At 68.3% G+C, this 23252-nt stretch carries 21 protein-coding genes; 15 read left to right on the forward strand and 6 right to left on the reverse strand.

What is annotated here, in order from left to right:
* Window positions 1–132 precede the first annotated feature (132 nt).
* On the forward strand, window positions 133–846 hold the full coding sequence (locus G6O54_RS01735; RefSeq protein WP_165219534.1) for an RraA family protein: 714 nt from the start codon (window positions 133–135) through the stop codon (window positions 844–846).
* A 35-nt stretch (window positions 847–881) separates the two neighbouring features.
* Here the strand turns inward: G6O54_RS01735 and G6O54_RS01740 are convergent, their stop codons facing one another.
* A complete protein-coding gene (locus tag G6O54_RS01740; protein ID WP_165219536.1) occupies window positions 882–1352 on the reverse strand; it encodes a hypothetical protein in 471 nt (156 codons plus the stop codon).
* A gap of 136 nt (window positions 1353–1488) precedes the next feature.
* On the opposite strand from G6O54_RS01740, the gene G6O54_RS01745 reads away from it, so the two are divergent.
* Complete coding sequence (locus G6O54_RS01745) at window positions 1489–2388, forward strand: deoxyribonuclease IV (RefSeq protein ID WP_250846668.1); 900 nt, start codon at window positions 1489–1491, stop codon at window positions 2386–2388.
* Between the two features lie 114 nt (window positions 2389–2502).
* Entirely contained in the window at window positions 2503–4671 is a 2169-nt protein-coding gene (gene ppk1 / locus G6O54_RS01750) for a polyphosphate kinase 1 (RefSeq protein WP_165219763.1), read from the forward strand.
* A gap of 21 nt (window positions 4672–4692) precedes the next feature.
* On the opposite strand, the gene G6O54_RS01755 is transcribed toward ppk1, so the two are convergent.
* The gene (locus tag G6O54_RS01755; protein WP_165219538.1) at window positions 4693–5229 is read right to left on the reverse strand and encodes a hypothetical protein; all 537 of its coding nucleotides are present in this window, start codon (window positions 5227–5229) and stop codon (window positions 4693–4695) included.
* Window positions 5230–5475: 246 nt separating this feature from the next.
* Between G6O54_RS01755 and G6O54_RS01760 the strand changes: the two genes are divergently transcribed.
* From G6O54_RS01760 to G6O54_RS01770, 3 genes are read left to right on the forward strand one after another with little or no spacing between them, the layout of a single operon-like run.
* Complete coding sequence (locus tag G6O54_RS01760) at window positions 5476–6729, forward strand: Gfo/Idh/MocA family protein (protein ID WP_165219540.1); 1254 nt, start codon at window positions 5476–5478, stop codon at window positions 6727–6729.
* Window positions 6730–6776: 47 nt separating this feature from the next.
* Window positions 6777–7523: a ThuA domain-containing protein gene (locus G6O54_RS01765; protein WP_165219542.1), complete on the forward strand. Its 747-nt coding sequence runs from the start codon at window positions 6777–6779 to the stop codon at window positions 7521–7523.
* Between the two features lie 58 nt (window positions 7524–7581).
* Complete coding sequence (locus tag G6O54_RS01770; protein ID WP_165219544.1) at window positions 7582–10293, forward strand: DUF8487 domain-containing protein; 2712 nt, start codon at window positions 7582–7584, stop codon at window positions 10291–10293.
* Here G6O54_RS01770 and sixA read toward each other — a convergent pair.
* Entirely contained in the window at window positions 10290–10790 is a 501-nt protein-coding gene (sixA, locus tag G6O54_RS01775; protein WP_165219546.1) for a phosphohistidine phosphatase SixA, read from the reverse strand. The genes G6O54_RS01770 and sixA overlap by 4 nt on opposite strands.
* Before the next feature lie 239 nt (window positions 10791–11029).
* Here sixA and G6O54_RS01780 point away from each other — a divergent pair, with 239 nt between their 5' ends.
* The 4 genes from G6O54_RS01780 (at window position 11030) to G6O54_RS01795 (ending at window position 16341) form a co-directional block, all read left to right on the forward strand.
* On the forward strand, window positions 11030–11302 hold the full coding sequence (locus tag G6O54_RS01780) for a WXG100 family type VII secretion target (protein WP_148596694.1): 273 nt from the start codon (window positions 11030–11032) through the stop codon (window positions 11300–11302).
* A gap of 66 nt (window positions 11303–11368) precedes the next feature.
* The gene (locus tag G6O54_RS01785) at window positions 11369–12022 is read left to right on the forward strand and encodes a hypothetical protein (RefSeq protein WP_165219548.1); all 654 of its coding nucleotides are present in this window, start codon (window positions 11369–11371) and stop codon (window positions 12020–12022) included.
* Window positions 12019–12234, forward strand: a complete 216-nt coding sequence (locus G6O54_RS01790; protein ID WP_165219550.1) for a hypothetical protein — start codon at window positions 12019–12021, stop codon at window positions 12232–12234. Before G6O54_RS01785 ends, G6O54_RS01790 begins: the two co-directional genes overlap by 4 nt.
* A gap of 48 nt (window positions 12235–12282) precedes the next feature.
* Window positions 12283–16341 (forward strand): FtsK/SpoIIIE domain-containing protein, encoded by a 4059-nt coding sequence (locus G6O54_RS01795; protein WP_165219552.1) that lies wholly within the window; start codon window positions 12283–12285, stop codon window positions 16339–16341.
* A gap of 12 nt (window positions 16342–16353) precedes the next feature.
* Here the strand turns inward: G6O54_RS01795 and G6O54_RS01800 are convergent, their stop codons facing one another.
* A complete protein-coding gene (locus G6O54_RS01800; RefSeq protein WP_165219554.1) occupies window positions 16354–17334 on the reverse strand; it encodes a ketopantoate reductase family protein in 981 nt (326 codons plus the stop codon).
* A gap of 56 nt (window positions 17335–17390) precedes the next feature.
* Entirely contained in the window at window positions 17391–18623 is a 1233-nt protein-coding gene (locus G6O54_RS01805; protein ID WP_165219556.1) for a THUMP-like domain-containing protein, read from the reverse strand.
* Window positions 18624–18655: 32 nt separating this feature from the next.
* Between G6O54_RS01805 and G6O54_RS01810 the strand changes: the two genes are divergently transcribed.
* The 5 genes from G6O54_RS01810 (at window position 18656) to G6O54_RS01830 (ending at window position 22778) form a co-directional block, all read left to right on the forward strand.
* The gene (locus tag G6O54_RS01810; RefSeq protein ID WP_250846669.1) at window positions 18656–19756 is read left to right on the forward strand and encodes a tRNA dihydrouridine synthase; all 1101 of its coding nucleotides are present in this window, start codon (window positions 18656–18658) and stop codon (window positions 19754–19756) included.
* 45 nt (window positions 19757–19801) lie between these two features.
* Window positions 19802–20131 carry a hypothetical protein gene (locus tag G6O54_RS01815; RefSeq protein ID WP_165219560.1) on the forward strand — a complete coding sequence of 110 codons (330 nt, stop codon included), beginning with the start codon at window positions 19802–19804 and terminating at the stop codon, window positions 20129–20131.
* An 18-nt stretch (window positions 20132–20149) separates the two neighbouring features.
* Complete coding sequence (locus tag G6O54_RS01820) at window positions 20150–20350, forward strand: type II toxin-antitoxin system VapC family toxin (RefSeq protein ID WP_256368967.1); 201 nt, start codon at window positions 20150–20152, stop codon at window positions 20348–20350.
* A gap of 139 nt (window positions 20351–20489) precedes the next feature.
* The gene (locus G6O54_RS01825; RefSeq protein ID WP_165219564.1) at window positions 20490–21965 is read left to right on the forward strand and encodes an aldehyde dehydrogenase family protein; all 1476 of its coding nucleotides are present in this window, start codon (window positions 20490–20492) and stop codon (window positions 21963–21965) included.
* A gap of 108 nt (window positions 21966–22073) precedes the next feature.
* Entirely contained in the window at window positions 22074–22778 is a 705-nt protein-coding gene (locus tag G6O54_RS01830; RefSeq protein ID WP_165219566.1) for an MgtC/SapB family protein, read from the forward strand.
* Between the two features lie 21 nt (window positions 22779–22799).
* Here the strand turns inward: G6O54_RS01830 and mscL are convergent, their stop codons facing one another.
* Window positions 22800–23243 (reverse strand): large conductance mechanosensitive channel protein MscL, encoded by a 444-nt coding sequence (mscL, locus tag G6O54_RS01835; RefSeq protein ID WP_165219568.1) that lies wholly within the window; start codon window positions 23241–23243, stop codon window positions 22800–22802.
* Between the last annotated feature and the right edge of the window lie 9 nt (window positions 23244–23252).

A 23252-nucleotide genomic window follows, 5' to 3' on the forward strand; every position in this document is an offset into this window, starting at 1 on the left:
GTTGTCAACCGGGAACGCAGGCTGGTGGCCCGGGGCGCGGGATTCGTGTAGTCTGAACCCGGGGAGAGCCCACCGGCCGCGGGGCCTCCTCTCGCTCGGGCCGCGGCCGGCGAATCGACGGGTCTGCGTCCGATGTCCAGGAACCGCCTCGACGCCATCCAGCTCCGAAGGCTCCGGAGCTACAACACGCCGACGATCTCCAACGCCATCGAGCTCTTCAATGTCCGCCCTCGCGACGCGGGCTTCCTCCCGCACACGATCCGCAGTCTGCTGCCGGAGATCGGGCCCATTGTCGGCTACGCGGTGACGAGCAAGACGACGGCCGCCCCCCCCTCGGCCGGTGACGAATCCGGCGCGGACCTGCTGGCGGATTACCTGCGGTACGTTGCGTCCGCGCCCGGCCCGAAGATCGCCATCGCGGAGGACATCGACGACCCCCCGGGCCTGGGCGCCCAGTTCGGCGAGGTGACGGCGACCATCCACCAGCGACTCGGCTGCGTCGGCCACATCACCAGCGGCTGCCCCCGCGACCTGGATGAGGTCCGGGCGCTGGGCTTCGCGCTCTTCGGCCTGAATCCATGCGTCAGCCACGCCTACGTCCGGCTCGTGGAGTTCGGCAAGCCCGTGGTCCTGGGGGGCGTCACCGTCGCCCCCGACGACCTGATCCACGCCGACAAGCACGGGGTCTGCATCATCCCCCATGCCGTGGCCGCCGCGCTCGCGGACGCCTGCGCGGAGGTGGAGAGGCAGGAACGACCGCTGCTGGAGCTCTGCCGTTCCGATCACTTCTCGCTGGAGAAGTACATCGAACTGCGGCTGGGCCTCCAGTCCAAGACCCACGAATGAGCCGCCGGCGAGGGCGATCGAGGCGTCGCGACGGGTCAGGAGACCCGCCGCACATTCGGCGAGATGATGGCCACCGGTTCGTAGCGGCGGTTGCGGCCGACGGCCTCGTCCGGGCGGATCTCGTCGAGTCGCTTGCCGTCCGCGATCCAGCGACCGCGGGCGTATTCGAAGACGGCCGTCGCATGCCGCTCGGCCGCGAGCAGTTCGTAGGGGGCGGGTTCGAAGTGGACACAGACCAGGGCGAGGAATCGGCGAGTCTGCCGGTCGCGGGCCCAGACGATCTCGTCGTGCCAGGTCGCGTCTCCCCAGCGGACACCCTCGGCCGGGTCGTTGCGGCCCAGCGCGGTCACGAAGCGGGCCTCGAGCCGTTCACGCTGGCGACGGAAGGCGTCCCGCGCCTGGTCGACGTGGAGATCCTCCACGAACAGCCGGATCGGCCGCTGGAGGAGGAAGTACGCCGCGGCCAGGCAGAGGGGCAGGAGCCCAGCCCAGATCAGCCAAATCATCGTCTCCCTCCCGGCGCCGACCCAGGATCTTCGAGCGGACAGTCCAATTCTAGGATCGGCCGCTCCCGCCGTGCAAGTGGCGGGCTGCGCGGATCCTTCACAGGCCACGTCGCGACGATCAGGAGTCCTTTCGATCATGCCCCGACCTCGCAAGACGCAGCCCGTCTCCCCCGCCGTCCCGCCCAGGTTCGGGGCCCACATGTCGATCGCGGGGGGCTATGAGCGGGCGGTCCACTCGGCCCACGCCATCGGCTTCAATGCCGTCCAGCTCTTCACCAAGAACAACAACCAGTGGCGAGCCCCGGCCCTCACCGACGACCACGTCGCCCGGTTCCGATCGGCCGTCGACGAGACCGGGATCGTTGACCTGGTCTCGCATGCGTCCTACCTGATCAACCTCGCCAGCCCCGACGACGCACTCTGGGAGAAGTCGATCGACGCGATGGTGGTCGAGGTGGAGCGATGCGCCACGCTCGGGATCCAGGACCTGGTCGTCCATCCGGGTGCCCACATGGACTCCGGCGAGGAGGCGGGGATGGATCGGGTCGCGGCGGCCCTGGACCGGATCCTCGGGCGGACGGAAGGCCGGCGCGTGACGATCGACCTGGAGACGACGGCCGGGCAGGGGACCTGCCTGGGCCATCGCTTCGAGCACCTGCGCGGAATCCTCGACCGCGTGACGCACTCCGCGGCCCTGGGGATCTGCGGCGATACCTGCCACATTTTTGCGGCGGGCTATTCCCTGGATGGGGGGGGAGGGTACGATGAGACGATCCAGCAACTGGACGGTGCCGTGGGCCTGCACCGGTTGCGCGTCTGGCATGTGAACGACAGTTGTCGAGATTGCGGCAGCCGGGTGGACAGGCATGCCGGGATCGGAGCCGGACGGATCGGCCTGGAGCCGTTCCGACGGCTGGTGAACGACCCTCGGTTCCGTCATCTGCCGATGATTCTGGAGACGCCCAAGGGGATTGAGGAGGGCGAGGAGCTCGACGCGCGAAACCTGAGGACGCTCCGCCAGCTCATCGCGACCTGAGCCCACCCGAGACGACGCCCCCCTCAACTCCTGCCCCTTTTTACCAGATGAGCCAGGCCCCCGGCGCTCTCCGGGGGCCGAGGCCGACCGTCCGGGATTTCAGCCGTGGCAGTCATGCACTCGCTTCCGAATGGGCCGACGAAGTCCGCGTCGCCTCCCCTCACCCTGGATCCCAGCCTCTTCCTCAACCGCGAGCTGAGCTGGCTGGACTTCAACGAGCGGGTCCTCGAAGAGGCGCGAGATCCTTCCAATCCGCTCCTGGATCGCGTCAAGTTCGTGGCGATCTGCTCCTCCAACCTGGACGAGTTCTTCGAGGTCCGCGTCGCCGGCCTCCAGGCGCAGCTCTTCGAGAACCTGGAGCCCCAGGACCTGCTCCCCGACGGCATGGGGCCGCTCGCCCAGTTGCTGGAGATCGCCCGCCGGGCGCACGACTTCGTCGGCCGGCTCTACGACACCTGGCTCCAGGATATCCATCCCAAGCTCCGCGACCTCGGCATCCGCATCTGCTCGCCGGACGAGCTGACGGCCGGCCAGACGAGCTTCCTCGACGCGTACTTCGACAGCCAGGTCTACCCGGTCCTGACCCCGCTGGCGATCGACCCGGCCCACCCGTTCCCGCACGTCCACAACAAGAGCCTCAACCTGCTGATGCGGATCGAGTCCATCAGCCATCACAACCGCGTACTCTACGCCGTGCTCCAGGTCCCCTCGGTGATCGGCCGGCTCGTGCCGCTCCCCGACGAGGGGGACGGCCAGCGCCGGTTCGTGCTCCTGGAAGACGTCATCGGCCCGCGGCTCGACGCCCTCTTCGGCGGCTATCGGGTCATCGAGCAGGTGGCCTTCCGGGCCACGCGGAACAGCGACCTTTCGATCCAGGAGAACGAGGTCAAGAGCAGCCTCCTGTCGACGATCGAGGAGACCCTCCGCCAGCGGAAATGGGGCGCCCCCGTCCGGCTCGAGATCTCGGAACGGGCCGACGACGGCTTCCTCGCCCAGCTCCTCTCGGCCTCGGCCCTGGAGCTAGAAGAGCGGGATGTCTACAAGGTCCCCGGCCCCGTCGACCTCACCGCGCTGGCCGGGCTCTACAGGATCGAGGGGTTCCGTGAGCTGAAGGAGCCCCCCTTCGAACCGCTGATGCCCGCCTGCATGGCCACCCGCAAGAGCGTGTTCTCCACCATCCGGGAATCCGACATCCTGGTGCATCACCCCTACGAGTCGTTCGGCACGGTCGTCCAGTTCATCGAGCAGGCCTCGGAAGACCCGCAGGTCCTGGCCATCAAGATGACGCTTTATCGGACGGCCGACTCCAACCCGATCATCAACGCCCTGGCGCGGGCCGCGGAGAACGGCAAGCAGGTCACGGCGCTCGTCGAGCTCCAGGCCCGGCTCGACGAGGAGAACAACATCGATAAGGCCCGGATGCTCCAGAAGGCCGGCGTCCACGTCGTCTACGGCATCGTCGGGCTCAAGACCCACTGCAAGGCCGCCCTGGTGGTCCGCCGCGAACACGACGGCATCCGCCGCTACGTCCACCTCGGCACCGGCAATTACAACCCGACGACCGGCCGGCTCTACACCGATCTCAGCTACTTCACCTGCCGCCCGGAGTTCGGCGAGGACGCCAGCGCCCTGTTCAACCTCCTCACCGGCTACTCGCAGGGCGGCCCGTGGAAGAAGCTGATCGTCGCCCCCTTCCACCTGGCCCCTCGCCTGACCTCACTGATCGAGCGTGAGACGGCCCACGCCCGCGCCGGGCACCCCGCGCGGATCGTCGCCAAGATGAACTCGCTGGTGGACCCGAAGATCATCGAGGCCCTGTACGAGGCCTCGCGGGCCGGCGTGAAGATTGACCTGATCATCCGCGGCATCTGCTGCCTGCGTCCCGGGGTGCCGAAGGTCTCGGAGAACATCCGCGTCATCAGCATCCTGGACAAGTTCCTGGAGCACTCCCGGATCGCCTACTTCCTCAACGACGGCCTGCCCGAGGTCTTCCTGTCGTCGGCGGACTGGATGCCGCGAAACTTCCGCCGCCGCGTGGAGCTGATGTTCCCGATCGAGGATCCGGCCCTCCGCACCCGGATCATCGACGGCATCCTCGCCGTCGTGCTCGCCGACAACGTCAAGGCCCGCGAGCTCCGCGAGGACGGCACCTACCGCCGCGTCAAGCCGAAGCCCGGCGAGCCGGTCGTCCGCTGCCAGGCCGTCTTCCAGGACGCCGCCCGCGCCCACGCCGAGGTCAGCCCGATCCATCAGAACCTCGCGGCGATCGCCGGGACGAGCTGAGCGGGCGGAATGTCCTCGACGTCAGAACGCGAACCGCGTCTCCACCGGCCGCGGTTCCAGCCGCGGGATCGCCAGCGGCTCCACCGGTCCCGCGCCGCGAACAACGCACGATTCCCAGGGCGGGATGGCGCCCTCGCGATAGAACCGCTCGACGTATCTCCAGTCGGTCTCCGCGAAGTCGGCGAACCAGGCGTCGAGGTGGGTGATCCCCGCCTCGTGGAGCAACGTGAGCCCGAACCGGGCGGCGTTCCGCTCGTAGGCTTCCAGGGCGGCGAGGTAATCGTCGAGCGGCTCGTCCGGCACGCCGACGATCTCCGGCCGATAGCTCGGGGCGACCCACTGCACCGAATGGCCGAAGAGGTGGAGCAGCAGGAAGCACTGCATCTCCAGGTCCACGTCGGGATCGAGGGTCAGCTTCAGCCCGTCGAAGATGCCGACGCGGGGACGCTCGAGACGAGCATATTCGACGCCGAAGCCGTAATCGACGACGCGGGGGATCAGCCTCGACCAGAGGTTGAGGACCTCGTTCGCGGCTAGACCTCTCGGACCGGCGTTCATCGGTCGGACCCTTTCTCGCCCCGCTCGGGCGCGAATCGCACAGGAAGGACATGCCCACGAACCACGACGGAATCCAGCTTCCTCGCCCACTCGGGCCGAGTCGCACCCCCTCATGATACGACGAATGCGCCCGGATCGCAGCGGGTCGGCGGACGGTTGAGTCTTCGCCCGGGGCGCGCGATGCTAGCGCGTAACCCTCCGAAAATCGTCGTGCGACGAAGCAACACCCCGATCGGGAGCGAATCAATGACAGGCGGCATCACGCGCCGTGGGTTCCTGAGTGGCTCGGCCTCGGCGGTAGCCTTCCCCCTCGTGATCACCGGCAACGCCCTGGGCGGAGGAGGGAAGGCCCCGGCGAGCGAGCGCGTCGGCCTCGGCCATGTCGGCGTGGGAGGCCAGGGAGGCTGGCTTTTCCACCATTTCCAGCATGTCAAGGACGCCCAGAGCCTGGCGGTCGCCGATCCCTTCCGAGACCGTCGCGAGAGCCGGGCCCAGGCCTGCAAGGGGAAAGCCTACGCCGACTTTCGCGAGATCCTCGCCCGCGACGACATTGACGCCGTGATCGTGGCCACGCCCGATCACTGGCACGTCCCGATCGCCGTCATGGCGGCCAGGGCCGGCAAGGACTGCTACGTCGAGAAGCCGCTGGGCCTCTCCGTCGAGCAGGACCTCGCCTGCCGGAAGGTCTTCCAGGAGCACAACCGCGTCTTCCAGTACGGCACGATGCAGCGCAGCCTGGAGCACTGCCGCCTGGCCTGCGAGATCGTCCGTAGCGGCCTCATAGGCCCGATCAAATCCCTGGAAGTCCTGGCGCCCAACGGCGGGACCGGGGGCTCGACCCAGCCGACCGCTATCCCCGACGGCTTCGATTACGAGTCCTGGCTCGGCCCGGCGCCGGAGAAGCCCTACACGGTCGATCGCTGCAAGCCGCAGGGGACCTACTGGATCTACGATCAATCGATCGGCTACCTGGGCGGTTGGGGGGCCCATCCGCTCGATCTCCTCGTCTGGGGCTGCGACGCGGATCTGGCCGGGCCCTGGACCGTGGAGGGGACCGGCAAGGTCCCGGAGACCGGCCTTTATGACACGGTCTACGACTGGGACATGACCTTCCGCTTCGCGGGAGGCGTGACGCTGACGTTCCGCCCCGGCATGGATTCGACCCGGTTCGTGGGCGAGAAAGGCTGGGTGCGCGTCTCTCGTCAGGACTGGGACGCCGAGCCGAAGTCGCTGATGGCGACGAAGCCGGGATCGACCTCGTGCAAGCTCATGGTCAGCACCAATCACTACGAGAACTTCATCGAGGCCGTGAAGAAGCGATCCAACCCGGTCAGCCCGCTCGTCGATGCGGTCCGGAGCGACATCCTCAGCCACCTGTGCGACATCGCGGTGCGGCTGGACCGGGCCGTGACCTGGGATCCGAAGAAGGAGGAGATCGTCGGGGATCCGGAGGCCGCCTCGCGGCTGCATCGCCCGATGCGCTCGCCCTGGACGATCTGAGCTGAACCGCCTGCCCGTTCCGACTACCTTTCGCGTGGAGACCCTCGATGAAGACCTTCGCCTCGCTGGCCGTCTCGCTCGCCCTCGCCCTGGCGGCGTTCGCTCACGCTCAGGACCACTCGGCCGGGAAGAAGCCCTTGCGGGTCCTGCTGACGTTCGGCGGCCATGAATTCCAGGAGAAGGAGTTCTTCGCCATGTGGGATTCACTCCCCGGGGTGACCTACACGAAGGCCCCGCTACCTCAGTCGGCGGGCCTCCTCAAGCCGGGGCTCGAGAAGGACTACGACGCCATCGTCTGCTACGACATGAACCACGCGATCACGCCCGAGCAGCAGCAGGCTTTCCTCGCCCTGCTGGACCGGGGGATCGGCGTCGTCATGCTGCACCATAACCTCGCCAGCAACCCCGACTGGGCCGCCTATCGGGATATCCAGGGGGGCCGTTGGTTGGGCGCGAAGACGGAGATCGACGGCAAGTCGTACGGCCCGTCCACCTACTCGCACGACGAGGAGCTGCCAATCCGGATCGCGGACAAGGACCACCCGATCACGAAAGGGCTGAGCGATTTCGTCATCCACGACGAGTCCTACGGCGAGTTCTACGTGTCGCCGAAGGTCCACGTCCTGCTGACGTCCCATCACCCCAAGGACACGGGCCCGTTCGCCTGGACCAACGAGCATGGCAAGAGCCGGATCGTCTACTTCCAGGCCGGGCATGATGCGAAGGCCTGGGCCTGCCCCAGCTATCAGGAGATCCTCGTCCGGAGCATTCGCTGGACGGCCCGCGGCGAGTGAATCCGCCGGTCGGCGGCCCGTCTGATCGCTCCGTGCCCGTAAACTCGGAACCACGCCGATGAGAGCCTTCCTCCTCGTTTTTTTGTCGCTCGGCATCCTGGGCCTTGCCCGATCGCAGGGCTACTCCGACGAGACCCGATCGATCGCCGGGGAGTGGCGAGTCCAGCTCGACCCCAGACGCGTGGGAGAGACGGAGCGCTGGTTCGATCGCGAGCTGGGGGGGCGGATGACGCTCCCGGGGTCGACGGATCAGGCCCGTCTGGGCGAGCCCAACGCCGCCAGGCCCACGCTCGGCGGGCTCTACCGGCTTTATCCGTACGAGGGCCCGGCGTGGTTCCAGTACACGGTGATCATCCCCGGCTCGTGGAAGGGGAAGCGGGTCTCGCTGGTGCTCGAGCGGGCCCATGGTGAGACCAAGGTGTGGGTCGACGGACAGGCGGTCCCCGGCACCCAGGACAGCCTGGTCGCTCCTCACGTCCACGACCTTGGTCCGCTCGGCTCGCCCGGCACGAAGCGGCTGACGATCCGATCCGACAACACGCCGAAATTCGACCTCGGCTCGTTCGTCTCGGTCCGCTACGAGGGGACGCAGACGAACTGGAACGGCCTCGTCGGCGGGCTCATGCTGCGGGCCGTCGATGCCGTTTCCATCGAGGATCTTCAGGTCTTTCCGGACCTTCCGGCCCGGACGGCGAGGGTCCGGGCGCGCATCGCCAACAGCACGGGCAAGCTGCTGACGGCGAAGCTCGCGCTTTCCATCCGGAACGCCCCCGGCGAGGAACCGATGGCGACCGCCGAGGCCGAGGTCCCGGTGGACGGCTCGGCCGTGGTCGAGAGGACGCTGACCCTGGGCGCGGGGGCCCGGGCCTGGGATGAGTTCTCGCCGTCCCTCCTGCTGGCGGGGGCCTCGGTCTCCGCCGGTCTCGACGACAAGACCTTCCTGGATGAGAAGGCCGTCCGGTTCGGCCTGCGGTCCTTCGAGACGTCCGGCACCAGGTTCACGCTCAATGGCCGGGCTGTCTTCCTGCGCGGCACGCTCGAATGCGGGATCTTCCCCAAGACCGGCTATCCGCCGACGTCGCCGGGCGAGTGGCGGCGGATCTTCCGGATCATCAAATCGTATGGCCTGAACTTCATGCGATTCCACTCCTGGTGTCCGCCCGAGGCGGCGTTTGCCGCGGCTGACCTGGAGGGGATTTTCATTCAGGCCGAGGCCCCGCAAGCGAACGTCGACGCCGGCAAGGACCCCGCGCGAGACGCCTTCGTTCGGGCCGAAATGCTCCGGATGGTGCGAACCTACGGCCAGCACCCCTCGTTCTGCCTGATGACGCTCGGCAACGAGTACGGGGGGGACGACCGGATCCTGTCGAAATGGATCGATGACCTGAAGCGCGAGGATCCGCGCCACCTCTACTCCTCGGCGTCGTGCGGCCAGAAGACGGCCAACCGGCAGTTCACGGAGGATCTCCCCAGGGGGATCCACGGGCCCGGGACCGATCGCGACTTTGGTGCGGAAGTCGCCCGCCAGGACCGCCCGCTGCTGGGGCACGAGATCGGCCAGTGGACCTTCTACCCGAGCTTCGACGAGATCCCGAGGTACGACGGCGTCCTCGCGGCGAGGAACTTCGAGCGGGTCCGGGATGACCTGAGGGCGAGGAGGATGCTCGACCTGGCCCCGGCCTTCGTCCGGGCCACGGGCCTGCACGCGGTCCTGCTCTACAAGGAGGAGATCGAGGTCCTGCTCCGGACGCCCGGCTACGCCGGCTTCTCGCTGCTGGACCTGCACGACTACCCCGGCCAGGGGACGGCCCTCGTCGGCCCGCTCGACCCGTTCTGGAATTCCAAGGGGTTCGTCGAGCCGGAGACGCACCGACATTACTGCGGCCCGACGGTCCCGCTGGTTCGGATACCCAAACGCGTCTTCAACGCCGACGAGACGCTGGTGGCGGCGGCCGAGCTGGCTCACTTCGGACCGGCCGACCTTCGGAACGTGCGCCCGGTCTGGACGCTGACCGACTCGAAGGGCCGTAAGATCGGGACCGGCGCGCTGCCGGCCCGGGACGTCGTGGCGACGGGCACCCTGACGAAGCTCGGCGACTTCCGCGTGCCGTTCGAGGAGGCTCCCGCACCCTGCAAGCTGACGCTCGGGCTGGCCCTCGAGGGGACGGAGTTCGCGAACCGATGGGACGTCTGGGTCTACCCGGCGGCGGCCGAACCGACTCCACCCGCGGGCCTGGTCGTCAGCCGGGCCTGGGACGACGCGACGAGGTCGAACCTGGCCGCGGGGCGGACCGTCCTCCTGTTCCCACGCGATCTGGACGCGAAACACGCCCTCCCCGGCCGCTTCCTGCCGGTCTTCTGGAGCCCCATCTGGTTCCCCGATCAGGTGCCCAACACGATGGGGATCCTCTGCGACCCGGCCCATCCGGCGCTCGCGCTCTTCCCGACCGAGATGCACACCAACTGGCAGTGGTACGACCTGCTGGGGCACAGCCGGAGCCTGATCCTGGACGGTCTGCCGAGCGAGGTCCGGCCGATCGTCGGGGTGATCGACAACTTCGCGCGCAACCACCGGCTGGGCAATCTGGTCGAGGCCCGAGTCGGCCCGGGCCGGCTGCTCCTCTGCACGATCGACCTGCACGCGCTGACGGGGTCGGATCCGGCCGCGAGGCAGATGCTTCGGAGCCTTTACACATATGCGTCCGGCGATGCGATTCGCCCGGCCGTGAAGCTGGAACCCGCCGCGATCGACGCACTCCTCGGGCGCTAGTGTCCGAGGCGGCGGAGGATCCGCGGCGGCGCGGTCCAGAGCAGCTCGTAGCGTGAAGACGGGTCCGGGCCGCGGAAGAGGGCCGCCATGGCCGCTTTCTTGAGCTCGAAGGAGAATCGGTGCGGCTCGCCGACGATCAGGAGGCCGACGAGCTCGCTGAGCGCCGGGTTGTGGCCCACCAGCATCAGATGCTCCTCGGATCGCCCGCGGAGCCAGTCGCGGATCTCCTGCGGCGACCGGCCCGCGGCGAGCGCGTCCGCGGTCTCCACGCATCCCGCGAGCCCGAGCTCCTCCGCGACCACCTCCGCGGTCCGGATCGCCCGCGGCAAGGGGCTGGAGACGATGCGGTCGATCGTTGGGCCGTAGGCCGCGAAGCCGGCACCGACCTGCCGGGATCGGTGCTCACCCTTGGTGGTCAGCGGCCGGTCATCGTCGTCGATCCCGGGCGTGCCGTGCGGCACGGCGATCCCGTGTCGGAGGAGGTAGAGCGTCTGCATGTTCGGTTTCCGGGCTCGAGGGGAGGTTCGAGCCGACGAGGCCGCGAGGAACGCACGCCACGAACCCCGTGGCTGCTCGGCTCGCCTGCTTTACACCCGGATTCTCCACGTATACCATAAGAGTTGTCAAATCAATGCAGCCGGGCCGTCGGAAGAGGCGTCGCATCCGGGGCAGGGACGCGATCTGGACGGCCCGGATCCTTGCGGGTCTTCCTCGTCTCGTGAAGAAGGGGTGTGGCATGGCACAGGCCATCGTGAACCCGGACGAAATCCGCCGGTTCGCCGCGCGTCTGAAGCAGTTCAACAACGACCTGATGAACCAGCTCGGCGTCCTCCACGGCCAGGTCTCGGGCCTCGGCCAGAGCTGGCGCGACCGCGAGCACGACAAGTTCGTGGAGGAGTTCGAGCAGACGATGCAGGTGATGAAGCGATTCGTCGACACGACCAATCAGCACATCCCGTTCCTGCTCCGCAAGGCGGATCGGGCCGACGAGTATCTCCAGCAGCGCTAGTGGTTCCGTGACCGGGAGGGCTCGGCCGGAGCCTCGCCCTCCCGGGAATCGCCCGAGGAGTCTGTCATGGCCGACGCCGCCAAGGTCCTGTCCGTCCAGGCGCTCAAGGACTTCCGCATCTCGCTGATCAACTTCGTCGAGGAGGCGCGGAACGCCCTCGGCGGGGTGGACATGGAGCTGAAGCGGATGCGCGACTGGCTCGAGCGGGATCAGCTCGGCTACTGGCAGATGCAGGTCAAGCGGCGGCACGAGGCGATGATGGAGGCCCGGACCGAGCTGCATCGCCGCAAGCTCTCCCAGCAGGGGAGCGACGCCATCTCCGACACGGAGCAGAAGGAGAACCTGCGCGAGGCCCAGCGGCGGCTCCGGGTGGCCGAGGAGAAGGTGGAGATCGTCAAGAAGCTGATCCCGTTCTTCCATCACGCGGCCGCCGAGTACGTCTCGCACGCCACCCCCCTGGCCGACCACCTCACCGGCGGCTGCGACCGCTCTCTGGCCACGCTCGAGCGGATGGTCCTCTCGCTCGAGGCGTACCTGGCCACGCAGGCACCGTCGGCGCCCCGCCTGGACGACCTCGGCGGTGCCGCGACCGCGTCCCCCAGCTCCGCGCGGTCGTCGGGGACGACGGAATCCGGCCCGGCCGACGTACGCCCGGACGCCGATGCGACGTTAACTCCTGAGGACGCAGCCGCATCGTCCGACCCCGGAGACCGATCATGAGCGCCCACTCGGCCCGCCTCCAGCACGCCCTCAAGGATCTCCGCGAGAAGTGGGATATCACGAAGGAGTCGTGGGCCGACCAGGTCGCCCGCGACTTCGAGAAGAACCACCTCGACCCGGTCGAGCATCTCGTCCGCAGCACGATCGTCGGCATGGACAAGCTCTCCGAGGCGCTCGGCAAGATTCGCCGTCAGTGCCAGGAGAACGACTGAACCGCCGGCACCTTCCCAGCCCGAACCCGAGACCGGGGCCACGCGACCATGCCCGAGTCACCCCTCGTCCGCAAAGAGATCGACGCCCTCAAGGGACTGGAGGCCCTGGTGGCCGCCAGGGCGAAGTCGGAGGCGGAGACCGAGCTGGTCTTCCGCCGCCGGCGAGAGCGTGAGGAGCAGGAGCACCTCGCCGCGTCGCAGGCTCGGACCTCCCGCTACAAGGCCGAGCGAGCCGAGCTCGAGTCGCAGTATCACAAGGTCCGCCAGGGAATCCTCAAGGCCGCGGAGCGCGAGTCGCAGGCGATCCAGGCGGAGTACGACCAGGCCCTCTCGACGATCGACGGCCGTCTCAAGTCCGAACGGGCCCGCGCCAAGAAGGCCATGGAGGAGACCGGCTGGCAGGCCCTGGCCATGTACGAGGCGGCCCGCGACGGGGCCAAGAAGACCCGCAAGGCCGACGAGGAATCCCTCGCCCAGTCGCGGGCCGACTTCGAGTCCATCCAGGGGCCGGCGCTCACGATCCTGGACCGCTACCGCAAGCTCGCCGGGCCGGGGCCGCAGGCGTCGGCGGACGCCGCCCCGGCGACCGAAACGCCCCCCACGCCCCCCGCCGACATCAACGCCACCGACCCCGGCGAGAAGACCAAGCTGATGACCCTCCAGGACGCCATCAGGAGCGCCGACGAGGAGCTCACCGCGGTCGAGAAGATGGCGCTGGCCAGCTTCCTGCGACCCCAGAATTTCTTCTGGCCCTTCCTGCTGCTGGGCATCGTCGCGGCCCTGGGCGTGGCGCTCGGCCTGGACGCGGGATGGACGGCGGGCGCGATCGCCGGCGTCGCCGCCGCCCTCCTGACCGGGGTCGGCTCTTACCTCGGGCTATTCAAGGTGGGTCGTCGCCGCCTGGCGCGGCACTACTTCCCGCTCAAGCAGGCCATCGAGGACTCGGAACGGCTCCTCGACCAGACGAAGGAATGGGTGAAGGGCGACTACGAGCGAAGGCTCCGCGAGGCGGAAGAGACCCGCGAACGGGACGTCAAGAAGGCCAGGGCCGATGCCGGCCAGCGGATCCAGGAGGCCGAGGCGAAGCACCAGCAGGACAGGGCGAACGCCGATACCGCGTTCCCGGCCCGGATTGATGCCTCCGCCGCGAAGCGCGACGCCGACCTGAAGGCGGCCGACGAGCACTATCCGCCGCGCCTCAGGGCCCTCGACGAGGCGTACGAGTCGGACGCGGCCCACCTGAAGGATACCCACGACCAGGCCAGGGCGGAGACCACCCGAGACTACGACCAGGCCTGGGCCAGGCTCGTCCGCGACTGGACCGAGGGGCTCGCGCATGCCGGCGACCTCGCGGCCGAGGTGAACGACGAATCCGCCCGGCGGTTCATGGACTGGAAGAACATCCCCGTGGAGTCATGGGTCCCCCCCAAGGAGGTGCCCCCCGCGCTCCCGTTCGGCCGGTTCGCGATCGACCTGTCCGACTTCCCGAAGGGGGTCCCCACCGATCCTCGCCTCAAGGACGCCGGGCCCACGCGGCTGGATCTCCCGGCCCTGATCCCGTTCCCCATCAGGTCCTCGGTCCTGATCAAGTCCGGCGACGCCGGCAAGGAAGAGTCCATCAAGCTGCTCCAGGCCCTGATGCTCCGGTTCCTCACGTCGGTCCCGCCGGGCAAGGTCCGATTCACGATCTTCGACCCCGTTGGGCTGGGCGAGAACTTCGCGGCGTTCATGCACCTGGCGGACTATCACGAGCTGCTGGTCACCAGCCGCATCTGGACCGAGACGCCGCACATCGAGCAGCGGCTCACGGACCTCCAGCAGCACATGGAGAACGTGATCCAGAAGTACCTGCGCAATGAATTCGAGACCATCGAGGAGTACAACGCCTTCGCCGGCGAGGTCGCGGAACCGTTCCGGGTCCTGGTCGCGGCCAATTTCCCCGCCAGCTTCAACGAGTCCGCCGCCCGCCGGCTCGGCAGCATCGTCAGCACCGGCGCCCGCTGCGGCGTCTATGCCCTCATCCTCATGGATCCGAGGGCGCAGGTCCCGACCGGCTGCAACCTCAAGGAGCTCGAGGCCAACTGCGTCAACGTGAACTGGAAGGACGGCCGGCTGAGCTGGCGTGATCCCGACTTCGGCCGCTTCCCCCTCCAGCTCGACGCCCCGCCGGACCCCGGCACGTTCTCCCAGATCCTCCACGTCGTCGGCGAGAAGGCACGCGACGCCAACCGGGTCGAGGTCCCGTTCGATTTCATCGCCCCGCCTCCGGACGCCTACTGGACCTCGGACAGCCGCGGCGGCGTGGACGTGCCGCTTGGCCGCGCGGGGGCCACCAAGCTGCAGTCGATGGCCCTGGGTAAGGGGACCAGCCAGCACGCCCTGATCGCCGGCAAGACGGGCTCCGGCAAGTCCACCCTGCTCCACGCCCTGATCACCAACGGCGCCCTGCGGTACAGCCCGGATGACCTGGAGCTCTACCTGATCGACTTCAAGAAGGGCGTCGAGTTCAAGGTCTACGCGGCACTCGAGCTCCCCCACGCGAAGGTCATCGCCGTGGAGTCCGAGCGCGAGTTCGGCCTGAGCGTCCTCCAGCGGCTGGACCTCGAGCTGAAGCGGCGCGGCGATCTCTACCGCGACGCGGGCGTGCAGGATCTCCGCGGCTATCGGGATGCGCGGCCGGGCTCGCCGATGCCGCGGATCCTGTTCATCGTCGACGAGTTCCAGGAGTTCTTCGTCGAGGACGACAAGATCTCGCAGGAGGTCTCGCTGCTGCTCGACCGCCTGGTCCGCCAGGGCCGGGCCTTCGGCATGCACGTGATCCTCGGCTCGCAGACGCTCGGGGGCGCCTACTCGCTGGCCCGCGCCACGCTCGGCCAGATGGCCGTCCGGGTGGCCCTCCAGTGCAGCGAGGCCGATGCTCACCTGATCCTCTCCGAGGACAACACCGCGGCCCGCCTGCTCACCCGCCCCGGCGAGGCCATCTACAACGACGCCAACGGCCTGATCGAGGGCAACAACCTGTTCCAGGTCGTCTGGCTCTCCGACGACCAGCGCGAGGGCTACCTGGAGCAGATCCAGGAGCTCGCCAGGGCGCGCCATCGCCCTCCCGCCACGCCCATCGTCTTCGAGGGCAACCTGCCGGCGATCGCCAGCCGGAACCCGCTCCTCAACCCGCTCATCGAGGCCGACGCCTGGCCGGAACCCCCGCGCTTCGAATCGGCCTGGCTGGGAGACGCCATCGCCATCAAGGACCCGACCTCCGTCGTCTTCCGGCCCCAGAGCGGGAGCAACCTCCTGATCGTCGGCCAGGCGGACGAGGCGGCCCTCGCCATGTTCCTGATGGCCGCGATCAGCATCGCCGCCCAGCACCCGCCCCGACGCAGGGACGGCCTCCGCATGTACCTGCTCGACGGCAGCCCCGTCGATTCCTCCCTCTCCGGCCGCCTCGGCAAGCTCGAGCAGCTCCTGCCACACGCGGTCAAGAACGTCACGGCCCGCGAGCTCCCCGCGGTGATGGCCGACGTCGCCGCGGAGGTCGAGCGCCGTCGCGACGCGGACGCAGAGGGCCTGGCCCCGATCTATTTCTTCATCTACGACATCCAGCGGTTCCGCGACCTCCGCAAGGGGGACGACGATTACGGATTCTCTTCGAGCTTCGGCGAGGACAAGCCGGCCTCGCCGTCGAAGTCCTTCGGCACGATCCTCAAGGACGGCCCGGCGGTCGGCGTGCATACGATCGTCTGGTGCGACAGCGTGAACAACCTGAACCGGACCTTCGATCGCACCGGCCTCCGCGAGTTCGAGCTCCGCGTCCTCTTCCAGATGAGCGCTAACGACAGCAGCTCGCTCATCGATTCGCCGGCCGCCGGCAAGATCGGCCCCAACCGCGCCCTCTTCTTCAGCGAGGAGGAGAACAAGCTCGAGAAGTTCCGTCCTTACGGCCTCCCCGACCCGAAATGGCTGGCGCACGTCACCGACCGCTTCCGGTCCCGCCCGGCGCCGAACGAGCCCGCGGGCGACGGCCGGGGCAACGGCCATGACGGCGACGGCAACGCCCTGGCGTCGGCCCCGACGCCCGAAGAGGTCGGACCTTCCTCCGCACCCTGATGACTCGTGCCATCAGGCGGCCGTGAGCAGTCTCCAGACCTCGGTCGAACGCTCCCACCGACGCGCCGATACCGCCTCGACCAGCCTGATCGCCGCCTCGTTGAGGGGGCACGGCATCCCCGCCCGGCGGGCCAGGCGAACGAGGTGGCCGTTGTAGTTGTCGATCTCGGTCGGCCCGCGGCCGATGTCGCCGGCCATCGAGCAATAGGTCCCCCGGAGCGAACGCTCGAAGAACGGGGCCAGCGCGGTCGCCAGCCAGCGATGGCGGAGGATCCGCGCCACCGTCGCCGGCTCCAGGGGGCCGACACGGCCCAGTCGGATGCGCGCGGCGGTGAGGATTCGCCAGTTCTCGTCGAGCAGGTTGAAGAAGGGTCGCCGCGCCGCAGGGTTGGAGAGGATCTGCCCGTTGTCGACGCCCGCCGCCGCCGCGACCGGCGCGATCGCGGCATTGTACATGAGCTTGGCGTACTTGAATGGCTCGATCTCGTCGACCTCGATCGACCGGAAGAGGGTGCTGCGCTTCAGAAGATCGAGGATCGCCGGCCGCGGCGATAAGGGGCCGTCCACACACCGCCGGCCGATGTGCAGGTCGCCGCGCCGGGTGATCCGGACCGACGGACGCCCCGGCTCGCACTCGGACACGAACGAGGCGATCCCCTCGAATCCGTGGCCGAGCCCCGCCAAGGTGGGATCGAAGCCGTTCTGGATCGGGATCAGGACGGCGTGCTTCGGGAGCCGCGCGAGGACCTCGGCGTTGTCGTAGCACTTGGTGCAGAGCAGGATCGTCGAGCCGGCCCGGGGATGCCAGTCGCGGAAGTCGACGAATCGTGCGGGCCGGGGTGGATGCCCCCGCACGCGAAGATGATCCCTGCGCCCCGCGGCGACCTTGGCGGGGTCGGATTCGACGATCGTCGGATTTTCGCCAGCTCCAAGGAGCGCATGGGCCACCGCGCAGCCGATGCCGCCGGCCCCGACAACGGAAACCTCGTCCATGATGTCTCGTCCTTTCGCGGACAGATTCGCGATCGTAGCGCAGGCGAGTCGATCCGTCAACATCGAGAGATTCCGATCGATCCTCGCGCGAGCCGGCGGGCGAGGATCGCCAGCGCCTTGCCGGCTCCGCCGGACAGGATGACGGTCGCGGGCGTCGGGCCCGGGGGGCGAAGGCGAGACCGCAGATCCTCGGGCGTGACCTTGAGGCCGCGCACCTTGATCTCGAGCGGGCCCAGGCCCTCGGTCGCGATCGCCCGCCTCAATTGCTTGATATCGAATGGGAGGACGCTTCGGACCTCGAATGCGGCGAGGAACGGACTCTCCACGAGCCGGTCGCTCGTCAGGTAGTCGACGTCCGCGGCGATCCGCCTCAACCCGCGGGCCGCGGCGAATCCATCAAGGAGCCCTGAACGCAGGATCGCAGGGTCCGGATCAAAGACGTGCGATCCGATCGGCCCGACCGGGACCGTTGCCCGTGCGTCCGCGTCTCGATCCGTCCAGGTGGCACCCTCGGGGAGCCGGGTCGCGCGTCGGCGGCAGGTCGCGGCGGCACCGTACCAGACGGTCGCCTCCTTGCACTCGCCGTCCAGGCTGATCAGCTCGATCTCGACGCCGCGCTCGGGGAAGGCCGCGGCGAAGTCGCTGGCCGGGCCCAGCTTGATCGCTCCGGCGGGCGTCGACGCCACCAGGCGGCGGAGGAAGTCGACGGAAGGGACGTAATCCGCCACGGCTCGCGCGCGACCCGTCCCCGCGCGGCGGTCGGGATCGACGTGGACCCAGGACGCAGCGGGGATGGGGAAGGACTCGGCCCTCGATCGGCAGACGAGGATCCGGTCCGATCGCTCGAGGGCGATCGCATTCCAGGCGAGCCGACGGCAGCGGTCCTGGGACAGGTCGACGGCCAGGACGCGGCCGCGCTCGGCGAGGGCGATCGTGTCCCCGCCGAGGCCCGCGCACAGGTCCACGGCAAGCTGGCCCTCGAAGCGCCGGGCCTTGTGACGGGCGACGGCCTGCGACGTGGCCTGTTCCAGGCCAACCGCGTCGAGCCAGAGCCGGTCCGCGGCCGGGAACTTGCCGATGGCCTTCGCTCGGGCCGCGGCGATCCTCAGGGCCGCGGCGACCATGTCCGCCGGGGCAAGCTTGCGGAGCCGCGCGATCTCGGCCGGGGTGGGCTGAGGGCCGGGGACCATTTCCAGGAGTTCGCGGCCGGCCTGGGTTGTCAGCACCCGGTACTCGGCCTCGACGGGAATCGAGGTCGAGTCGATTGGCCCGGTTTCGTAGAATGTCATGCCCGCTTCGCAACCGGTTGAAGGAGAGCCTCTTGCCGCAAACAGACCGCGAGGAGTCATTGTATCCCGCTGTTCCCGCCGGGGTGAGCGGGGCGTTCGAGATCGGCGGCACGCGGATCCCGTCCCGCTTCTGCCTGGCCCCGATGGCCGGCTACACGAGCCTGGCCTTCCGGCTGGCCGTGCGTGGGCTCGGCGGACTGGGGCTGGCGACGACCGACCTGGTGAACGCCCGGTCGCTCCTCGAGAAGACTCGCCGGGCGCTCGAGCTGGCCGAGACCTGCGACGAGGATCGGCCGCTCGCCATCCAGCTCTACGGCCATGTCACCTCCGAGATGGAGCGGGCCGCCCGCTGGGTGGAAGGGCAGGGGGCCACGGCCGTGGACATCAACATGGGCTGCCCCGTGCGGAAGGTCGTCCGCAGCGGCGGCGGTTCCGCCCTGATGTGCGAGGCCGATCGGGCGACCGACCTCGTCGCCGCGATGGTCCGCGCCGTGTCGATCCCGGTGACCGTCAAGATGCGGCTCGGCTGGGACGACCAGTCGATCACCGCGCCATCGCTGGCCCGCCAGTTCGAGCAGGTCGGAGCCGCGGCGGTGATCGTCCACGGCCGGACCCGGCAGCAGGGCTTCGGCGGCAAGGTCAATCGCGACGGCCTTCGCGCCGTGGTCGAGGCGGTGGAGTCGATGCCGATCATCGCCAACGGCGACGTCCGGACGATCGCCGACGCGGCGGCCATGTTCGAGGAGACCGGCTGCGCGGCGATCTCGATCGGCCGCGGGGCCCTCGCCAATCCCTTCTTCTTCCGCCAGCTCGAGAGCTGGTCGCGGACCGGCTCCCCCGGCCCCGTGCCGTCGTTCGAGGAGCGGGTGGATTTCATGGCCGAGCACTTCCACGCCCTGCTCGCCCGCCGCGGCGAGTTCTACGCCTGCCTCCAGTTCCGCAAGATCCTCAAGTGGTATTATCATTTCACCCGAATGCCCAAGGCATTTTATCTGCGCCTGATCAATCTTTCGAGCAGTGCTCACTTCGACGAGACCGTGGCGATGATCCGCGAGGCCGGTCCGACCGGGAGCTTGCCGGGGCATTTCGAGGCCCACATCCCGGTGCCGTCGGGGCCGATTGATAAGTGGTGAATCGCTCGGGAAGGAAGGACGAGTCCTGCCCGGGTGTCGGGTAGAATGAACTGGTGCGAGAACCCGGGCGATCATGAACGTGACGCAGTCCTGACCCGGGAGGAGGAAGAGGGGATGGTGCGTGCCAGAGTGCAAGACGGGGTTTTTGTACCCATGGATCCGATCCCGGTGGATTGGACCGATGGCCATGAGGTCGTGGTCGAGGATGCTGACCGCGACAGGGCTCAGAGCGTAGAGTCCTGGATTCGGGAATTCGATGCGATGGGACCTGCCGAGTATGAGCCGGGAGAGTGGGAGCAGGTCCAGGAAATCTTGAGAGAGGCCGATGAGCAGTCGAAATCCTACGTCCGCCGAGAGAGGGGCTTGGAGTGGTGAAACGCTCTCTCTGAGATCATTCGTGTCTGGCCATTGACCGACGACCTGCCTGGAATCTATGCCGCCCTCTTCCATGAACTTCGCGCCAAGGGACGCATCTTGTCGCAGGTTGACCTGATCCTAGCCAGCCTCGCCCTGTCGTTGAACGCGACCCTCCTCACCTCCGATCGTGATTTCGAGGCCGTTTCCGGACTTCGGATCGAGAACTGGATCGCTTGAGGTCTCGCCGTCCCACGGCTTGAACAGGCCGGAGCGGGCTCGTAAGATGCCAGGTATCACCCCTGTCGTGGCCCGTCCGTCGGGCGGGAACCGTGCGACCTCTCCGCGACCTGCCTCCGCGAGCGAAAGGACCGTGCCCATGGCCACCGTGACGAAGCCGAGGAAGAAGGCGGCGCATTCGTTCCAGACGAAGCTCTTGATCGACGGCAAGTTCCGCGACAGCAAGAGCGGCAAGACGTTCGCCACGGTCAACCCGGCCACCGAGGAGCTCATCGCCGAGGTCTCCGAGGGCGATGCGGCCGACATCGACCTCGCGGTCAAGGCGGCGCGGAAGGCCTTCGACGAGGGCCCCTGGCGGAAGATGGACGCCCGCGATCGCGGCCGGCTGATCGGCAAGCTCGCGGACCTGATCGAGACGCACATCGACGAGCTGTCCGAGCTCGAGACCCTGGACAACGGCAAGCCGATCGCCGAGAGCCGCCACGGCGACCTGCCGCTGGTCGTCGACTGCCTCCGCTACTACGCCGGCTGGGCGGACAAGATCCACGGCCAGACGATCCCGATCCGCGGCAATTACTTCTGCTACTCGCGGAAGGAGCCCGTGGGGGTGGTCGGCCAGATCATCCCCTGGAACTTCCCCATGCTGATGGTCGCCTGGAAGTGGGGCCCGGCGCTGGCCGCCGGCTGCACGATCGTCCTCAAGCCGGCGGAACAGACGCCGCTGACGGCGCTCCGGATGGGCGAGCTCGCCATGGAGGCCGGATTCCCCGCGGGGGTGATTAACATCGTGCCGGGCTTCGGCGAGACCGCCGGCGCGCCGCTCGTCGCGCACAAGGGCGTCGACAAGATCGCCTTCACGGGCGAGAGCAGCACCGGCAAGCTGATCATGAAGAACGCGGCCGACTCGATGAAGCGGGTGACGCTCGAGCTGGGCGGCAAGAGCCCCAACATCGTCTTCGCGGACGCCGACCTGGACGCCGCCGTCGACGGCGCGATGCTCGGCCTTTTCCTCAACCAGGGGCAGTGCTGCTGCGCAGGCAGCCGGCTCCTGGTCCAGGACAAGATCTATGACGAGATGGTCGAGCGGCTCGCCGACAAGGCCAGCCGGAGGACGCTCGGCGATCCGTTCGACACCAAGACGGAGCAGGGGCCGCAGATCGACGAGGCCCAGTTCAAGAAGATCCTCCATTACATCGACAAGGGGAAGGAGCAGGGGGCCCGCTGCGTGGCCGGCGGCGAGCGGTTCGGCACCAAGGGATACTTCATCAGGCCCACGGTCTTCGCCGACGTGAAGGACGACATGGCCATCGCCACCGATGAGATCTTCGGGCCCGTGATGCAGGTGCTGAAGTTCAAGGACGTCGACGAGGTCCTGCATCGGGCCAACTCGACCGACTACGGCCTGGCCGCGGCCGTCTGGACCCGCGACATCGCCCGGGCGCATGCCATCGCGGAGCGCATCCGCGCGGGGACCGTCTGGGTCAACTGCTACGACGTCTTCGACGCGGCGGCCCCCTTCGGCGGCTTCAAGACCAGCGGCATCGGCCGCGAGCTCGGCGAGAAGGCCCTGGACAACTACCTCGAGCACAAGACCGTCACCGTCTCGTTGGACTGATCGACGTCCCTCGAGTTCCGTGGATGGGCCGGGTCGTTCGTGCCCCGAGCGATCCGGCCCGTCGCCTCGCCCGACGACGGGCGACCCATCTCGTCGAGCCTTTCAAGCATGCCCATCAGCCACGTCGAGCTGGCCGCTCGCCTTGCGATGTCGATCCTGCTGGGGGGCCTGATCGGGCTCGAGCGGGAGTTCCGCGAGCAGGCGGCCGGGCTGCGGACTCACCTGCTCGTCTCGCTGGCGTCGTCGGCGATCATGATCGTCTCCACCCAGTTCGTCTTCTTCCAGCACTATCAGGCCAGCAGCCTGATCCACGCCGACGTCGGCCGGATCGCGGCGAACATCGTGGTCGGCATCGGCTTCCTCGGCGGCGGGGCCATCCTCCACGACGGGATCCGGACCAAGGGGCTGACCACGGCGGCCAGCCTCTGGCTCGTCGCGGCGGTCGGCATGTCCTGCGGGGCGGGGATGTACGCACTGGCCCTGCTCACCTCGGGAGGCTCGCTCTTCGCGCTGGTGATCTTGCGGAGGATCGAGGAGCGGCTCAAGAAGGACATCTACCTGCGGATCGTCGTCGAGGCCGATGGCGGCGGCAGCCCGGGGCGGTCGCGGATCGAGCGGGCGCTGATCTCGCTCGGGGCCCGCGTCGTGGACACGGAATATGTCCTCGACCGCGGAGGCGAGCGGTCCAGCTTCACGCTCATGATCCGACTTCCTCGGCGGGACCTCGAGGACGTGGCCATCCGCGCCCTGGAGCAGATGGCCGAGGTCCGTCGCGTCTCGGTCACGCGGGTCACGGACCTGGGCGTTCACTGAGCGGAGTCGGGGCGTTGCAAGTCAGGACGCCGCCGACTCATCGACTTGCTGCTTGAGCAGGTCGCGGATCTCCATCAGGAGCGCCTGATCCTTCGTCGGCGGGGGGGGCGCGGCCTCTTCGACCTTCTTCTCCTTCAGGATCCAGCCCAGGAACTTGACGGTGAAGAAGAAGAGGACCCCCGAGACGACGAGGAAGTTGACGAGGTCGCCCAGGAACCGCCCGTAGCGGATCTGCTGGCCCCTGACGACCAGTTCCCAGTGCTCGTAGTGCCGCTCTCCGGGATGGAGCACGCCGAGGATCGGCATGAGCACATAATCGACAAGGGATTTGATGATGTTCGAGAACGCGCCGCCGATGATCACGCCGATGGCGAGATCGATCACGTTTCCCTTGAAGGCGAATTCCTTGAACTCGTCGTAGAGGGTCAGGGCATGCCTGGTGGGGTCAAGTTTCCTCAGGTCCATGGGCGGCGT

This window comes from Aquisphaera insulae (assembly GCF_011064615.1).
Taxonomy (GTDB): Bacteria; Planctomycetota; Planctomycetia; order Isosphaerales; family Isosphaeraceae; genus Aquisphaera; species Aquisphaera insulae.